Source organism: Burkholderia sp. Bp8994 (assembly GCF_003853805.1).
In the GTDB taxonomy this organism is placed as follows: Bacteria; Pseudomonadota; Gammaproteobacteria; order Burkholderiales; family Burkholderiaceae; genus Burkholderia.
In genome coordinates this window covers 71,194-85,340 of the sequence record NZ_QTQH01000019.1, presented here as the reverse complement: position 1 = coordinate 85,340, position 14,147 = coordinate 71,194, and the positions used below count along the sequence as shown (strand labels likewise).

General features: G+C 64.5%; 13 protein-coding genes. 3 read left to right on the top strand and 10 right to left on the bottom strand.

Going from position 1 to position 14,147, the window contains the following annotated elements; translation table 11 throughout:
• Positions 1 to 8: 8 nt before the first annotated feature.
• The 8 genes from tssH to DIE04_RS21365 form a co-directional block, all read right to left on the bottom strand.
• A complete protein-coding gene (gene tssH, locus DIE04_RS21400; protein WP_124522216.1) occupies positions 9 to 2,678 on the bottom strand; it encodes a type VI secretion system ATPase TssH in 2,670 nt (889 codons plus the stop codon).
• Between the two features lie 40 nt (positions 2,679 to 2,718).
• Positions 2,719 to 3,819, bottom strand: coding sequence for a type VI secretion system baseplate subunit TssG (gene tssG / locus DIE04_RS21395; protein ID WP_124487869.1), 1,101 nt, complete (start codon positions 3,817 to 3,819; stop codon positions 2,719 to 2,721).
• On the bottom strand, positions 3,783 to 5,618 hold the full coding sequence (tssF, locus tag DIE04_RS21390; protein WP_124487868.1) for a type VI secretion system baseplate subunit TssF: 1,836 nt from the start codon (positions 5,616 to 5,618) through the stop codon (positions 3,783 to 3,785). The genes tssG and tssF overlap by 37 nt, the downstream gene beginning before the upstream one ends.
• Positions 5,619 to 5,695: 77 nt before the next feature.
• Positions 5,696 to 6,181 carry a type VI secretion system baseplate subunit TssE gene (gene tssE / locus DIE04_RS21385; protein WP_044845929.1) on the bottom strand — a complete coding sequence of 162 codons (486 nt, stop codon included), beginning with the start codon at positions 6,179 to 6,181 and terminating at the stop codon, positions 5,696 to 5,698.
• Between the two features lie 62 nt (positions 6,182 to 6,243).
• Positions 6,244 to 6,747, bottom strand: coding sequence for a type VI secretion system tube protein Hcp (locus tag DIE04_RS21380; RefSeq protein ID WP_006477093.1), 504 nt, complete (start codon positions 6,745 to 6,747; stop codon positions 6,244 to 6,246).
• Between the two features lie 70 nt (positions 6,748 to 6,817).
• Positions 6,818 to 8,308, bottom strand: a complete 1,491-nt coding sequence (gene tssC, locus DIE04_RS21375; protein ID WP_006751237.1) for a type VI secretion system contractile sheath large subunit — start codon at positions 8,306 to 8,308, stop codon at positions 6,818 to 6,820.
• A gap of 15 nt (positions 8,309 to 8,323) precedes the next feature.
• Positions 8,324 to 8,839 carry a type VI secretion system contractile sheath small subunit gene (gene tssB / locus DIE04_RS21370; protein ID WP_059465242.1) on the bottom strand — a complete coding sequence of 172 codons (516 nt, stop codon included), beginning with the start codon at positions 8,837 to 8,839 and terminating at the stop codon, positions 8,324 to 8,326.
• A 54-nt stretch (positions 8,840 to 8,893) separates the two neighbouring features.
• On the bottom strand, positions 8,894 to 9,535 hold the full coding sequence (locus DIE04_RS21365) for a M48 family metallopeptidase (RefSeq protein ID WP_124522218.1): 642 nt from the start codon (positions 9,533 to 9,535) through the stop codon (positions 8,894 to 8,896).
• A 378-nt stretch (positions 9,536 to 9,913) separates the two neighbouring features.
• Between DIE04_RS21365 and tssJ the strand changes: the two genes are divergently transcribed.
• The 3 genes from tssJ (at position 9,914) to icmH (ending at position 12,753) form a co-directional block, all read left to right on the top strand.
• Complete coding sequence (gene tssJ / locus DIE04_RS21360) at positions 9,914 to 10,525, top strand: type VI secretion system lipoprotein TssJ (protein ID WP_044845932.1); 612 nt, start codon at positions 9,914 to 9,916, stop codon at positions 10,523 to 10,525.
• A 102-nt stretch (positions 10,526 to 10,627) separates the two neighbouring features.
• On the top strand, positions 10,628 to 11,974 hold the full coding sequence (gene tssK, locus DIE04_RS21355) for a type VI secretion system baseplate subunit TssK (RefSeq protein ID WP_124487867.1): 1,347 nt from the start codon (positions 10,628 to 10,630) through the stop codon (positions 11,972 to 11,974).
• Positions 11,971 to 12,753 carry a type IVB secretion system protein IcmH/DotU gene (gene icmH, locus DIE04_RS21350; RefSeq protein ID WP_044845934.1) on the top strand — a complete coding sequence of 261 codons (783 nt, stop codon included), beginning with the start codon at positions 11,971 to 11,973 and terminating at the stop codon, positions 12,751 to 12,753. Before tssK ends, icmH begins: the two co-directional genes overlap by 4 nt.
• Positions 12,754 to 12,884: 131 nt before the next feature.
• Here the strand turns inward: icmH and DIE04_RS21345 are convergent, their stop codons facing one another.
• The gene (locus DIE04_RS21345; protein ID WP_124522220.1) at positions 12,885 to 13,202 is read right to left on the bottom strand and encodes a hypothetical protein; all 318 of its coding nucleotides are present in this window, start codon (positions 13,200 to 13,202) and stop codon (positions 12,885 to 12,887) included.
• Positions 13,203 to 13,744: 542 nt separating this feature from the next.
• Entirely contained in the window at positions 13,745 to 13,963 is a 219-nt protein-coding gene (locus DIE04_RS29835; RefSeq protein WP_124522222.1) for a hypothetical protein, read from the bottom strand.
• Positions 13,964 to 14,147 lie beyond the last annotated feature (184 nt).

The following is a 14,147-nucleotide window of genomic DNA, read 5'->3' as shown; positions in this document are numbered from 1 at the left end:
GCGGGGGTTCATTCGACCGTATAGGCGAATTCGCCGGCCTCGTCCGCGCGCACCGCGATGCGCGCGATGGCCGCGCCGTCGGCGATCCGGCCGAGCACGTGGCCCGCGATCTCCGGCAGCAGCGTGCCGTTCAAAATATGGTCGACGTTGCGAGCGCCCGAATCGACCTCGGTGCAGCGCGCGAGCACCGCGTCGACGAGCGATTCGTCCCACTCGAACGCGGCCTTGTGGTTCGCTTCGATGCGGCGACGGATCCGTTCGAGCTTCAGCTCGATGATCTCGGCCAGCACGTCGTCGGAAATCGGGTAGTACGGCACGACCTTCATCCGGCCGAGGAACGCGGGCTTGAACGTCTTGTACAGCTGCGGGCGCAGCGCCTCGGCGAGTGCGTCCGGATCGGGCAGTTCCTCGGCCGGCTTGTTCAGGCACGCCTGCATCACCGCGGCCGATCCGACGTTCGACGTCAGGATGATCAGCGTATTGCGGAAGTCGATCTCGCGCCCTTCGGCGTCGTCCATCGTGCCCTTGTCGAACACCTGGAAGAACATCTCGAGCACGTCCGGGTGCGCCTTCTCGACCTCGTCGAGCAGCACGACGGAATACGGGTTGCGGCGCACGGCCTCGGTCAGCACGCCGCCCTCGCCGTAGCCGACGTAGCCCGGCGGCGAGCCCTTCAGGCCCGACACGCTGTGCGCTTCCTGGTACTCGCTCATGTTGATCGTGACCATCTTGCGCTCGCCGCCGTACAGGATGTCGGCCAGCGCGAGCGCCGTCTCGGTCTTGCCGACGCCCGACGGCCCGACGAACATGAACACGCCGCGCGGCTTGTTCGGATCCTCGAGGTTCGCGGTCGCCGTGCGCACGCGTTGCGCGATCGCATCGAGCGCATGGTCCTGGCCGATCACGCGCGCGGTCAGCAGCGGCTGCAGGTTCAGCACGGTGTCGATCTCGTCCTTCACCATCCGGCCGAGCGGAATGCCCGTCCACGCGGCGACGATCTCGGCGACGACGTGGCCGTCGACCTGCAGCGGCACCATCGGCTCGCCGCCCTGCAGCGCGTGCAGCGCCGCGACGCGTTCGGCCAGCTTCTCTCGCGTGGCCGGCACGTCGACCGGCTCGCCGTCTTCCGACGGACCGCGCGCCCGGTCGAGCGTGTCGCGCAGCTCGGTGATCTCGACGACGATCGCGCGCTCGGCTTCATAGCGCGCCTCGTCCTCGGTCAATTGCGCGAGCGCCGTGTCGCGCGCGCCGCGCAGTTCGCCCAGGCGCTCGTCGTGCGCGGCGCCGCCCGCCGCCTCGCGCTCCAGCGACGCGATTTCCGCGTCGATGCGCTCGATGCGCTTCTTCGTGTCGTCGATCGCCGCGGGCGTCGCGCTGTGCGCGAGCGCGACCTTCGCGCACGCGGTGTCGAGCACGCTGATCGCCTTGTCCGGCAGCTGGCGGCCACTGATGTAGCGATGCGACAGGCGCACGGCCTCGGTGATCGCGTCGTCGAGGATCCGCACGTTGAAGTGCTTCTCCATCAACCCGGACATCCCGCGCAGCATCGCGGCCGCGAGCGGCTCGCTCGGCTCCTCGACCTTCACGACCTGGAAGCGCCGCGCGAGCGCCGCATCCTTCTCGAAGTACTTCTTGTATTCGCTCCAGGTCGTCGCGGCGATCGTGCGCAGTTCGCCGCGCGCGAGCGCCGGTTTCAGCAGGTTCGCCGCGTCGTTCTGGCCGGCCTGGCCGCCCGCGCCGATGATCGTGTGTGCCTCGTCGATGAACAGGATGATCGGGTGCGCGCTCTTCTTCACCTCGTCGATCACGCTCTTCAGGCGGTTCTCGAACTCGCCCTTCACGCTCGCGCCGGCCTGCAGCAGGCCCATGTCCAGCACGTGCAGCGCGACGCCGCGCAGCGGCGGCGGCACGTCGTCGGCCGCGATCCGCAGCGCGAGACCCTCGACGACCGCCGTTTTGCCGACGCCGGCCTCGCCGGTCATGATCGGGTTGTTCTGGCGGCGGCGCATGAGGATGTCGATCGCCTGGCGAATCTCGGCTTCGCGGCCGATCACCGGGTCGATCTTGCCGTCACGCGCGCGCTGCGTGAGGTTGGTCGTGTACGTGTCGAGCGCGGGCGTCTTCGACGGGCCGGCCGCGGGCGCGGCGCCGTCGGCGGCCGGCGCGACGTCGCTGCCTTCCGCATCCGCCTGGCGCGGCTCGGCCTCGCTCGAACCGGCCATGATCTCGTCGAACTTGTGCTTCAGGTCCGTCACGTTCATTTCCGCGAACTGCGACGACATGCGCTGCGCGAACTGCGCGAGATCGGGCGCGGTCAGCAGCGCGAGCAGCAGATGCCCCGAACGGATGCGGCCGAGCTGCGAATCGAGCGATGCGATCAACCAGGCCTGTTCGAACAGCGCGATCAGGTGCACGGAAAACACCGGCGTGCGCGTGTTGCCCGTCTTCAGGCGCGTGAGTTCGCGCTCGAGATCGGCGCGCAGCGCATGCGGATCGACGCGGCTCGCACGCAACGCGAGCGGCAGGTCGCCCGTCGCCTGGTCAAGCAGCGCGAGAAACAGATGCTCCAGATCGACCTCGTAATGGCCGCGCGCCAGGCACGCGCTCGCCGCGCGCTCGGTCGCGTGCCGGCACAGCGGGTTCAGTTTCGTGATCAGGGTCTTCAGGGGCGTGCTCATGGCGTCGATCTCAGGTTCGATTGTTTGTTGTCGTTCGGAATCAGTGAATCACGTGCAGTTCATAGCGGGCGTCCGAGCGGTCTTCGGCTGCGTCGCGGGTGCAGAGGAACGCATCCCAGCCGAGCCGCGAGCCTGCGCCGAGCACGCTCGCGCCGACCTCGGTGCGTTTCAGCACGAGCTTCACCTCGTATTCGAGCGTGACGCCGGCGAGCAGCGTCAGCATCCGCTCGAGCGCGACGGCCTGCGCGCCACCGGGCAAGAACGCCTCGTAGTCGCGCTTGGACAGCGGGCCGACGACGATCCGCGCGCGCATGTCGCGCTGCCATACGCGTTCGCCGACGAGCGCCGTCGCGCCGAGCACCGCGTTGACCTCGCCGAGCACGCTCAGCTGGTCGGGCGGCACGTCGTACCACTTGCCGACGAACTGGTCGATCCTCACCGGCACGCGGAAGTAATCGGACAGCGTGCGCTGCAGGTAGGCAGCCGACATCGGCCGGTGCCGCGCGGCGAGCGCGTAGCCGGCGACGGCCTCGTCGAGCACGCCGCCCGCGCCGGCCGCGAGGCTGTCGCGCACCTCGTCGCTCGGCACGCCGGCGATCGCGAGCAGGAGCGGCAGGTAGCGCTCGTCGCGGTCGAGTTCGTAATGGAACGGCAGCCGGTATTTCTTCCACGCCGCGTAGAACAGCGCGGTCGCGCGGTTCGAGAACACGTCGAAGAAGGCGCGCGCCGCGTGGTCGCGCTTCAGGTGCTCGCGCGCGACGATCTGCTCGGTGTAGTGCAGCGGCAGCGCGCCCTGCCCGCCGAGCAGCCCGAAGAATGCGGGTGTCAGTTCGACGTGACCGAGCTCGCCGGCCGCGAGCGCGGCGCCGCGATCCTCGCCCGAGTCGAGCAGCGTGCCGTCGTCGTCGAACGAGCGGGCGCCTTCGATCTCGCTCGGCGGAAAGCCGAGCGACAGCGTGTTGCGGAATTCGATGCGCTGCGCGACGACGTCGCCCTGCCGCCACGCGCCGGGGGCATCGGACGCCTGCCGCGCGAATAGCCCTTCGAGCACGCGCACCGCCTGGAAGAACTCGAAGCGGTGCGGCTCGTCGAGCAGCGCGTCGACTACGCCAGGATCGATTCGCCGGTGCGGGGCTTGCATCGAATGATCTCCTCGCCGGTGCGCTTCGACACCACGACTAGTTGAACGAAACTGTTGAGATGGACGTACAGCCCGAAGAAGCTGTCGAGCACGCGTACGAACGACGCGAGGCTCGCGCCGACGAAGTGCTCCTCGTCGATCGTCAGGCGGATCTCGATGCCGCGCACGAAGGTCGCGAACGGCTTGCCGGGCAGCCACTGCACGGCGCCGCGCTGCTCGACGCCGGCGAGGCCGTCGATCTGGCGCATCGACACGGCGGTGCGCCGCAGGTCGTACAGCGTCAGCATTTCCTTGAGCGGCGCGAGCCCGTGCGCGACCAGCGACACGTGGTTCAGCGCGAGATGCGACACGAGCCGCCAGTGCGCGGCGCGGCCGCGCTCGAAGCGCACGCTCTGCGTCGGGCGGCGCAGCATCGAGATGCCGCTCGTCTGCGCGCCGCCTTCCTGGAACAGGTCGCCGCCTTCGAGGCCGAATGCGAGCATCGCCGGCAGGTCGCGGTTCGTGCAGGTGAGGTCGAGGCTCAGCGTGTCGGTCTGCGGCGAGGTCGGCTCGAAGTCGATGTCGACGATCGAGATCTCGGTTTCGTAGCCGGGGCTTTTCTGCGCGACCCAGTCGTTGCGGCGCGCGAACCAGTAGTGACCGATCCGTGCCGATTCGCCGTGATGCAGCGAATAGAACGGCCGGAACTCGATCACCGATTCTTCATGCGCCTGCTGCCGGACGAGCTTCACCGAATCGATCGAGTACACCTCGTACGCGAACGCGCGGCGCGCTTCGGCGATCACCGGATACGACACCGCGCGGTGCGTGATGCGGATCGGCTCGCCGTGCTGGCGGAACAGGTTGACGATCGGCGTGCAGAACAGCCGGAAATGGCTGGCCGTCAGCAGCTCGAGCAGCCGCGCGACGTGCGAATCGCTGCGCACGTCCTGCAGCACCAGATGCAGCGTCGCGCGCTGGCAGCGGCCCGACGCGCGCGCGATGGCCGCAAGATCGAAATCGACGAAATCGAACTTGTCGGGGAACGCGAAGTATTCGGTGAGCAGGCGATACGCGGGGTGCGACTTCGCCGGGTAGTCGATCAGCGCGTCGTCCTCGTCGAAGCCGGCGTGCGCGATCGGCAGCTTGCGCAGCGCGGTCCAGCGGCCGTTGCGCTCGGGCTCGACGTACGCGCCGAGCACGTTGACGAACAGGCAGTCGGTCAGCGCAGCGACGAACGACTGCTCGCCGTGCAGGTGGGCGCGCAGCGTCGGCAGCTTCAGCGCGCCGAGATCGAGCTGCGCGGCGAGCGATTCGAACGTGATCGAGATCACGCCCGTCGCGTTGGACGGCAGCACCGTCGCGCTCGGCGCGAGCGCGACCGGCGTGTAGCGCGCCTCCGAGATGCGGATCGGCGCGAGCGTCACGTCGTACGCGGTGCGGAACCGGCACTGCACGCCGCGGATCGGGCGGCTCTTCAGCTCGGTGCCGCGGTCGATCACGACCGGTTCGGTCTGCTGGCCGGGCGACGCCGGCGTGAACTGCGCGATCGAGCACGACGGGAACGGCCGCAGGTAGTGCGGATACAGCACTTCCAGCAGCGCTTCGGTGAATTCCGGGTAGTCGTCGTCGAGCTTCTTGTTGATGCGCGCGCCGAGCAGCGCGAACGACTCGATCATCCGCTCGACGTGCGGATCCTCGCAGTGCTCGCCCGACAACGCGAGCCGCGCGGCGATCTTCGGATAGCGCTCGGCGAAATCTCGCGAATAGCGCCGCAAAAACGATAATTCGCGCTCGTAATACGGCAGCAATTCTTCCATCGACGACCCCGAACCTCAATATTTCCTGCCGGACCCTGATCCACCACCGGGCGGTCCGGCCCGCTCGGCAGCTCGATTCACAGCATTCTGGCCGCGCGTGCGCGCGTGACCGAATACTGCAGCGTCGACGGCTGCAGCATCGCATCGAAACTCACCGGCTCCTCGGCCGGGTGCACGACGAGCAGCGCCTGGATCGCGAAGTAAAGCGCGTTGGTCGACTGCTCGTTCAGCTCGAACGTCACCTGCACCTGCTGCAGCCGCGGCTCGTGGCGCGCGATGGCCTGCTGGATCGACTTGCAGATGAACGCGCGGTCGTAGTGACTCGCGAGGCTCAGCCCCGCGAAATCGTTCAGCCCGTAGGTCAGCACCGACTTCTGGCATTCCGGCAGCGCGGCCAGCTCGATTTCGGTGTGCGCGATACGGGTGTTGAGGATCGCCTCGACGTCGCGGGCGACCGTGTTCTTGAGCTCGTCCAGCGACAATTGCCGCATCGCGGCCGAGGCCGGCAGATGCGGTTCGTCGTCGAACAGCTTGTCGAGAAAACTGGGTTCGAATCTTTTCATCGGCCGGCGTGCACAGCGAAAACGGCAACGGGACGCCGAGCGCCCCGTTGCCGCAACCGACCTTAGACCGCGTAGGTCTTGTCGTTCTTCGTCAGGCTCCAGGCGCCTTGCGTGTTGCCGCCCTGGTTGCCGCCGATCTTCTGCTGGGTCTGCTTCCACTGCACGGCCGCGTACTTCAGCGAGAACGTCTCGAGCGGCAGACCTTCTTCGCGAACGCTCGGTGCGATGCTCGAGATGATCACGTACTTGAGCTTCACTTCCAGATACTGCACGCGCTTGCCTTCACCGTCCGCGCGCGAGAAATGGACCGTCACTTCATCGAACGTGGTGCCGCCCGACGCGTGCTGATACAGCAGCGGGCTCGACGAATCGATTTCCTTCGTGAAAATCATGTCGCCGTGCTCGCAGCGCGTCATCGTGTGACCGCCTGCGGTCGATGCCGTTGCCGAACGCGGCTGAACGATCGAGTGATCCCACGATTTCAGCTCGATCCAGCCTTGATGGTCCTTGTCCGCGGATTCACCCTTCACCGCCGGACTACCAAACTGCAAGTGCATATGTAACATGGCCCTTCGACTCCCCAAAGAGGTGGTTTTAACGTCCTACCCAGGCGGCCCGCCCGGGCGATTTACTCGCTTATGAATTTGCCGGTTTGGGCAGATCAGCGACAAGTCGCAGAGAAATCGAGAGTTCGTCGAGCTGAAAGTGCGGACGCAGGAACGCGACCGAACGATACGAGCCCGGCTTGCCCGGAATCTCCGACACTTGTATGGATGCCTCGCGCAGCGGAAATTGCGCCTTCTGTTCCTGAGACGCGTTGTCGTCGAGCAGGACGTACTGCGAAATCCACCGGTTGAGGAAAGTCTCTACGTTCTGCGCCGATGCGAAGCTGCCGATCTTGTCCCGCATCATCGCCTTCAGGTAGTGCGCGACGCGCGATACCGAGAAGATGTACTGAAGCTGGGCGGACAGGACGGCGTTCGCATTCGCGCTGTCGGTGCTGTATTTTTTCGGTTTCTGCACCGATTGCGCGGCGAAGAACGCAGCGTAATCCGAGTTCTTGCAATGCACGAGCGGGATGAAGCCGAGGTCGCTCAGCTCCTTCTCGCGGCGATCGGTGATCGCGATTTCGGTCGGGCACTTCAGCGCGACTTCACCGTCGTCGGTCTTGAACGTGTGGGTCGGCAGGTCCTCGACGAGGCCGCCGCCCTCGACACCGCGGATCGCCGCGCACCAGCCGAAGTCGTCGAACGCGGCCGTCAGGCGTGCCGCGAAGGCCCACGCCGCGTTGCACCACAGGTACTTGTCGTGCTCGGTGCCGTCGACGTCCTCGACGAAGTTGAAGTTCTCCGCCGTCTGGCCGTCCTTCGGATTGAACGGCAGGCGGCCGAGGAAGCGCGGCAGCGTGAGGCCGACGTAGCGCGAGTCTTCCGAATCGCGGAACGACTTCCACTTCGCGTATTCGACCGTGTCGAACACCTTGCCGAGATCGCGCGGCTTGCCGAGGTCGGAGAACGACTCGAGGCCGAGCAGCTCGGGCGACGCCGACGCGATGAACGGCGCGTGCGCGGCCGCCGCGACGTGCGACATCTGCTCGATGAAGTACATGTCTTCCGGCTGGCGCGAGATCTCGTAATCGCCGATCAGCGCACCGAACGGCGAGCCGCCGAACGTGCCGAACTCTTCTTCGTAGACCTTCTTGAACAGCGCGCTCTGGTCGAACTCGCTCGCGCCCTTGAAGTCGCGCACGAGGTCGCGCTTCGGTGCGTGCAGCGCCTTGATCTTGATCGTCTGGCCGGTGTTGCTTTCCTTGACCAGGTAATCCATCCCGCGCCACGTGCTTTCGAGGCGCTGGAATTCCGGCGCGTGCATCACCGCGGACAGCTGCGTGGAGATCAGGCGATCGAGTTCCGCGACGCGCGCGTCGATCGTCGCCGACAGGTTGTCCGACACGATCACCGTGCCGTCGAGCACCTGGTGCACGAGTTCGCCGATCAGGTCCTTCGCACGTGCATGCTCGGAATCGGATTTCGCGACCTTGCTCTTCTCGACGATGTCGTCGAGCAGCGAAGTCCCGGCGGCGTATTCCGCGCCGCTCGCTTGGGCCGCAGCCGTTTGCTGGTTCATCTCAACACTCCGTCGTCATTCGCCGTCTTTGTCGCCGCCGGTGCCCTTCGCGAGCTCCTGCAGCTGCTGCGTGTTCTTCAGCACTTCGGACAGCAGGTCCTCGAGCTTGTCGTTGCCGGCGAGCTTGTTGCGCAGGTCGGCGAGCTTCGAGCGCGCCTCGAGCAGGCGGCGCAGCGGCTCGACCTGTTCGACGACTTCGTCCGGGTTGAAATCCGACAGCGAACGGAACTTCAGGTCGACCGCGAACTTGCCGCCTTCCGGGCTCAGGCGGTTTTCCACCTGGAATGCGGCACGCGGCTCGATCGCCTTCATCACGTCGTCGAAGTTGTCACGGTCGATGTTGACGAACTTGCGGTCGCGCAGCTTCGGCTGCTCGACTTCCGACTGGCCCGCCAGATCGCCGACGACCCCGACGACGAACGGCAGTTCCTTTACCTCGATCGCGTCGCCCTTCTCGACCTCGTAGGTGAGTTGGACGCGCGGCGGCCGTATTTTCTGCAAGCTTTTCTGAATGCTTTCTTTCTTGGCCATCTCGACGGCTCCCAGGTTAGTTGTGGTTATCGCGTCAGTTGCGGTCAGTTGCGATCAGTTGCGCAGTGCGCTGAACGGATCGGCGCCGCCCTTCTGCGGCGCGGTGTTGCCCGACGCCGTCGGCGTGGTGGCAGCACCGGCGGCGACCTCGGTTGCAGCGCCGGCGCCGGCCTTCGGACGGTGAATCTGGCGACGCACGACCTTGCGCGTTTGCGCCTTCTGCTCCGGCGGGAACAGCGCCGATTCGCCGAGCGTGTCGCGCAGCTGCTTCGCGAGCGCCTGCGCGTCCGACTTCGCATCGCCCGCGAGCGACGAATCCTGGCGCAGTTCGCCGAGCGACTGCGTCGCGATCCGCAGCCCCGCGACCGCGAGCACGCTCTTCGCCTGACGGTCGGTCGCATCGCGCTGCAGTGCTTCCTGCGCGGCGACGATCGCCTGGCCGTAGTGGTTCTGGGCAAACTGGATCTGCGCGATGCGCGACCACGGCTCCTCGCGCGTCGGATCCGACTTCGCGAGCTGCTGGTACAGGCCGAGCGCCTTGTCCTGGTCACCCGATTTCGCGACGGCGTCCGCATCGGCCAGCGACTTGTTGAACACCTCGGCAGACGGCGGCGCCGGCGGCTGGCTCGCACAACCGGCGATCACGCCGCAAGCCAGCACTACCCCAGAAAGTTTTGCGAAGAGACGGTCTTTCATCGTTATATCCACCGGCGCGTGAGTATTAAAATCGTTGAGAATCTGGTTCTTTTGCTTTGCAAGAAGCGCGCGGGTATAGTACCGATCAATTTTTCATAATTCAATCGCTGCGTGCAGAGTAATTCCTTTTAAAATCGTGCGCCACCCCCTCGAAACGCCTCTGGCAGCGGCTCGCCGACGGCTTTCGCATCGACCGGAATGCGCAAGTTTTACTTGGCCTGCAACGCTTTGCGCGAACGACGGAAAAAATTTCCGAAGGCACGCTGCCGGGCGCGTGTGCTTAATAGTTGAACGGCCGATACGCCGGGGATTCGCGGCGAACGCGGAAATACCCGGCAGTTTTGACAGGGGAGTTAAAGGCGGCACGCCGTAAACACGATGAGATCGTCCATGATTCGCTATGCGCTGCCGCTGATTGCCTGCGCGCTCCTGGCCGGATGCGCGGCCGCCCCGCTGCTCGGCTCCGCCGCGAGCGCCGTCATGCAGGCCGCCGGCGTCGGCAAGCCCGACGTGCCGGATGCCCAGAAACCGCCGCGCAACATCGGGCTCACGCTCGCCGCCGCGCCGAACCTCAATGCCGCGAACGATCACAAGCCGCTCGCGTTGGTGGTCAGGCTCTACGCGCTGAAGGATCCGACTTCGTTCCAGCAAGCGCCGTTCGATGCATTCACCGATCCGACCAAGGAAAAGGCCGCGCTGGGCGCCGATCTGCTGAACGTGCGTGAAATCACGCTGATTCCGGGCCAGCGCTATACGGCAACCGAAAAGCTGTCGCGCGAAGCGCAGGCATTCGGCATCGTCGCGCTGTTCCGCGATCCCGCAATCCAGCGATGGAAACTGACGTTCGACCCGGCAAAGTCGGAGAAATCCGGCATAATCATCGGCCTGCATAATTGCGCGATGACGGTCACCGACGGCTCTGTCATCGCACCGCAACAGGGTGCGCCTTCGCAACCGCTGAATTTGCTTTCGTCGGTGACCTGCGGTTAAACATGACGCACGAATGTCATTTAACAAGAGTTAACAAAATGGCGATTAATTCGGGCACGAACAAATCGATTACATCGCAACGCGACATTAACCGGATTTGACATGAGTTATTCGGCCAAGGTGCTGTGGGGGGAAGGGCTGTTCCTCCGGCCTCAACACTTTCAGCGGCAGGACGCGTACCACGAGGCGCGCCTGTTCGAATCCATCCAGGCGATCCAGCCGTACAACTGGGGCGTGCGCTCGGTGCGCATCGACCGCGATGCGCTCGGCAGCAACGTGCTGCGCGTGGCCGAGCTCGCGCTCGTGTTTCCGGACGGCGCGCTTTACGCCGCGCCGCAGGCCGACGACCTGCCGCCGCCGATCGCGCTCGACACGCTGCCCGACGGCATCAACGAATTCGTGTTCTACCTCGCGCTGCACCCGCTGCGCGAGAACGGCACCAACTACAGCGACGATCCGGCCGCCGGCTTCATGACGCGCTTCGTCAGCGAGCAGACGAGCGTCGCCGACAACTTCACCGACGCCGCCGAAGCCGACATCACGTTCCTGAAGACGCAGGTCAAGCTGATCGCGCACAGCGAGCCGCGCGACCAGCTTCTGTCGGTGCCGCTCGTGCGCGTGCGCCGCACAGCGACGTCCGGCTTCGAGATGGACGACAGCTTCGTGCCGCCGTGCCTCGCGATCGACGCGTCGCCGATCCTGCACCAGCGGCTGCGCCAGCTCGTCGACGCGCTGCAGGCGAAGGTGAACGCGCTGTACGGTTTTCACCGCGAACCGTCGAAGAACATCATCGAGTTCCGCTCGGGCGACATCGCGTCGTTCTGGCTGCTGCACACGGCGAACGCCGCGTTCGCGACGCTCGCGCACCTGCACCAGCACGCGGCGCTGCATCCGGAGCGGCTGTTCCAGGAACTGCTGCGCCTCGCGGGCCAGCTGATGACGTTTTCGAAGGGCTACACGCTCGCCGACCTGCCCGTGTATCGCCATGACGATCCGGGCCCGAGCTTCGCGCGTCTCGACCTGATGCTGCGCGAGCTGCTCGACACCGTGATCTCGACGCGCTACTTCGCGATCACGCTCGACGAGGTGCGTCCGTCGTTCCACCTCGGCCGCCTCGATTCGGGCAAGATCGACGACAAGACCGAGTTCTATCTGGCCGTGTCCGCGGACATGCCGAACGTCGAGCTCATCGATGCGGTGCCGGCGCGCTTCAAGGTCGGCGCGCCCGACGACGTCGACAAGCTCGTGCTGTCGGCAATGCCCGGCGTGCGGCTGTCGTACATGCCGCAGGTGCCGCCCGCGATTCCGGTGCGGCCCGGTGCATGCTATTTCCAGCTCGACTCGCGCGGCGCATTGTACGAGCGCATGCTGCAGGCCCAGTCCGCGATGATCTACGCGCCGACTGGCATCAATGACCTGAAATTCGAACTGATCGCGGTCACATCATGAGCTACGCGCCTTCCCTGTTCGGCGACAACGCGCCGGCCCCGCTGCATACCCCGGCGTCGACCGACGCCGCGTTCCAGGCCCGTTCGCTGCTCGACCTGCTGTACGACGGGTTCTTCATGCTGTTCCTGCTCAAGAACGGCCGCGAGCCGGACAGCGCGAGCGAGTTCAGCACGAAGATCCAGGAGTTTCTGGCGGATTTCGAGCGTGGCGCGAAGAAGCTGAACATCCCGGCCGAGGACGTGTATGGCGCGAAGTTCGCGTATTGCGCGGCGGTCGATGAAATGGTGCTGTCGTCGCAGTTCAAGATCCGCACCGACTGGGAACGCCGGCCGCTGCAGCTCGTGCTGTTCGGCGAGCAACTCGCGGGGGAGAAGTTCTTTCAGTATCTCGAGGAATGTCGCGCGCAAGGCGCGGCGCGGTTGCAGTCGCTCGAGGTGTTTCATATGTGCCTGCTGCTCGGGTTCCAGGGCAAGTATCTGCTCGAGGGGCCGGAGAAGCTCGCGTATCTGACCGCGCGGCTGGGGGATGAGATCGCGCATATGAAGGGCAAGCGGGCGGCGTTTGCGCCGCATTGGCCGCTGCCGGATCAGATCGCGCATCGGTTGAAGCGGGAGGTCCCGGTTTGGGCGATCGGGGCGGTGTTTGCGCTGGTGGCCCTGCTCGGGTATCTCGGGCTCAATACCTATCTCAAGGACAAGACGCTGCAGGCGTTGGCGCCTTATTCGCAGGTGATCAAGGTCGGGCCGGAGTCGGCGAATTTGACGATTTCCTTGCCTTGAGGGGCAGGCTTCGTTCGGATGTTGACGCTTCGTGAAGAAAGGACCGCTCGGCGGTCCTTTTTTACTGTGGTGCGTGGGGCGCGTCGTCGTGCGTCGTGCGTCGTGCGTCGTGCGTCGTGCGTCGTGCGTCGTCAGAGCAGAATGAATTCCTCGTTGTCGACGTAGAACACGAACGCGTCGAACAATTGCGCGACGCTCGGTTCGTCGACCTGGTCATGCGCATTGATCACGATGTCCTCGATCGTCGCGCTATTCAGCGTTACGCGCCAGCCGGGTTGCGGTGCGGTAGCGGGCGGCGCGGCGGCTTCGGGGTCGTCGGCGGCTTCGGTGAATGCGCCCTCTGTATCGAGCGTCCACGGCATCGGCGGCAAACAGAGCCAACCGGAAAAATCGCCGGGATGTTCGAGAATGTGTTTCAGCGACGCGGTGGTCGCGGTGATGGTCGACATGGGTATTGCGGTGGTAACGGGACTGGAGTCAATACGCCCGAGCCAAGATGCGGCGGTTGCACAAGCGTGTCTGCGCAGCGGCGCTCGTGTCGAGCAAGGCGTGATTATGCCAAGTTCGTATGCGCGGGGTTGGCTCGGCGGGAGCTATCGGTCAATGAACGGATGCGCTACCGTACCCCCTTATTCACGCGATAGGCGTAATACGGAACATTGTCGACGACGTACGACAAATCATCCGAAAAATATCCCCCGGAGAGATTCATATTCCATTTTAGGATATCCGTCTCCACCCTTCTTCAACCGAAAAAATAATCTTCCGAAGCCCTTGCATACTTACCCCTCAACTATCGTATGACAGTGCGCCCGAGTCCCGAACGATGCTGCAAGGGTTGACTGCTGTTCCGAAGCACAAATTCAACTTTCGCGAAGGCAAAGCGGGAGTCCGTCACGCGAGAGTGATGCCACCATTCGTGGCAACCCAATCATACGTCGACATATTTATATCTCAACCCAAGATCCATCATTACTCGCGCTTGCAAGCGCTACTTTCCGATAACAAAGAATGCATCTAAAACCTTGCCCTTCGATTTCAAATTTCTTAGCTGCACGAACTCAGGCGTCGAAAATCCTCTACCTATCTTCAACCCCTCTAGTTTGTGACCTGCATACTCACACACCTCAATCGACAAAATAACTTCCGCACCATCTTTGGCATTTTTAAAGCCGTCATCACTCCCCGCAAAAAACGCGAAGCGAATCACCCCCCGGTCAACTTATCATTCACCATTTTTTTCGAATTTTTTACCTTCCTTGAGGCCATTTAGCGCACCAAGGAACACCCCCCTCTTTCAAATCAAAGATGAATGAAATTCCACCGCATTCCCACAACACCTCCAACATCATTGACATCCATTATTCCCAGCATCAAGTGGAACTTGCACGTTC

What these genes read in the sequence shown, in the direction of transcription:
- tssH (WP_124522216.1), bottom strand. Translation starts at nt 2,678, where the DNA reads ATGAGCACGCCCCTGAAGACCCTGATCACGAAACTGAACCCGCTGTGC.
- tssG (WP_124487869.1), bottom strand. Translation starts at nt 3,819, where the DNA reads ATGCAAGCCCCGCACCGGCGAATCGATCCTGGCGTAGTCGACGCGCTG.
- tssF (WP_124487868.1), bottom strand. Translation starts at nt 5,618, where the DNA reads ATGGAAGAATTGCTGCCGTATTACGAGCGCGAATTATCGTTTTTGCGG.
- tssE (WP_044845929.1), bottom strand. Translation starts at nt 6,181, where the DNA reads ATGAAAAGATTCGAACCCAGTTTTCTCGACAAGCTGTTCGACGACGAA.
- DIE04_RS21380 (WP_006477093.1), bottom strand. Translation starts at nt 6,747, where the DNA reads ATGTTACATATGCACTTGCAGTTTGGTAGTCCGGCGGTGAAGGGTGAA.
- tssC (WP_006751237.1), bottom strand. Translation starts at nt 8,308, where the DNA reads ATGAACCAGCAAACGGCTGCGGCCCAAGCGAGCGGCGCGGAATACGCC.
- tssB (WP_059465242.1), bottom strand. Translation starts at nt 8,839, where the DNA reads ATGGCCAAGAAAGAAAGCATTCAGAAAAGCTTGCAGAAAATACGGCCG.
- DIE04_RS21365 (WP_124522218.1), bottom strand. Translation starts at nt 9,535, where the DNA reads ATGAAAGACCGTCTCTTCGCAAAACTTTCTGGGGTAGTGCTGGCTTGC.
- tssJ (WP_044845932.1), top strand. Translation starts at nt 9,914, where the DNA reads ATGAGATCGTCCATGATTCGCTATGCGCTGCCGCTGATTGCCTGCGCG.
- tssK (WP_124487867.1), top strand. Translation starts at nt 10,628, where the DNA reads ATGAGTTATTCGGCCAAGGTGCTGTGGGGGGAAGGGCTGTTCCTCCGG.
- icmH (WP_044845934.1), top strand. Translation starts at nt 11,971, where the DNA reads ATGAGCTACGCGCCTTCCCTGTTCGGCGACAACGCGCCGGCCCCGCTG.
- DIE04_RS21345 (WP_124522220.1), bottom strand. Translation starts at nt 13,202, where the DNA reads ATGTCGACCATCACCGCGACCACCGCGTCGCTGAAACACATTCTCGAA.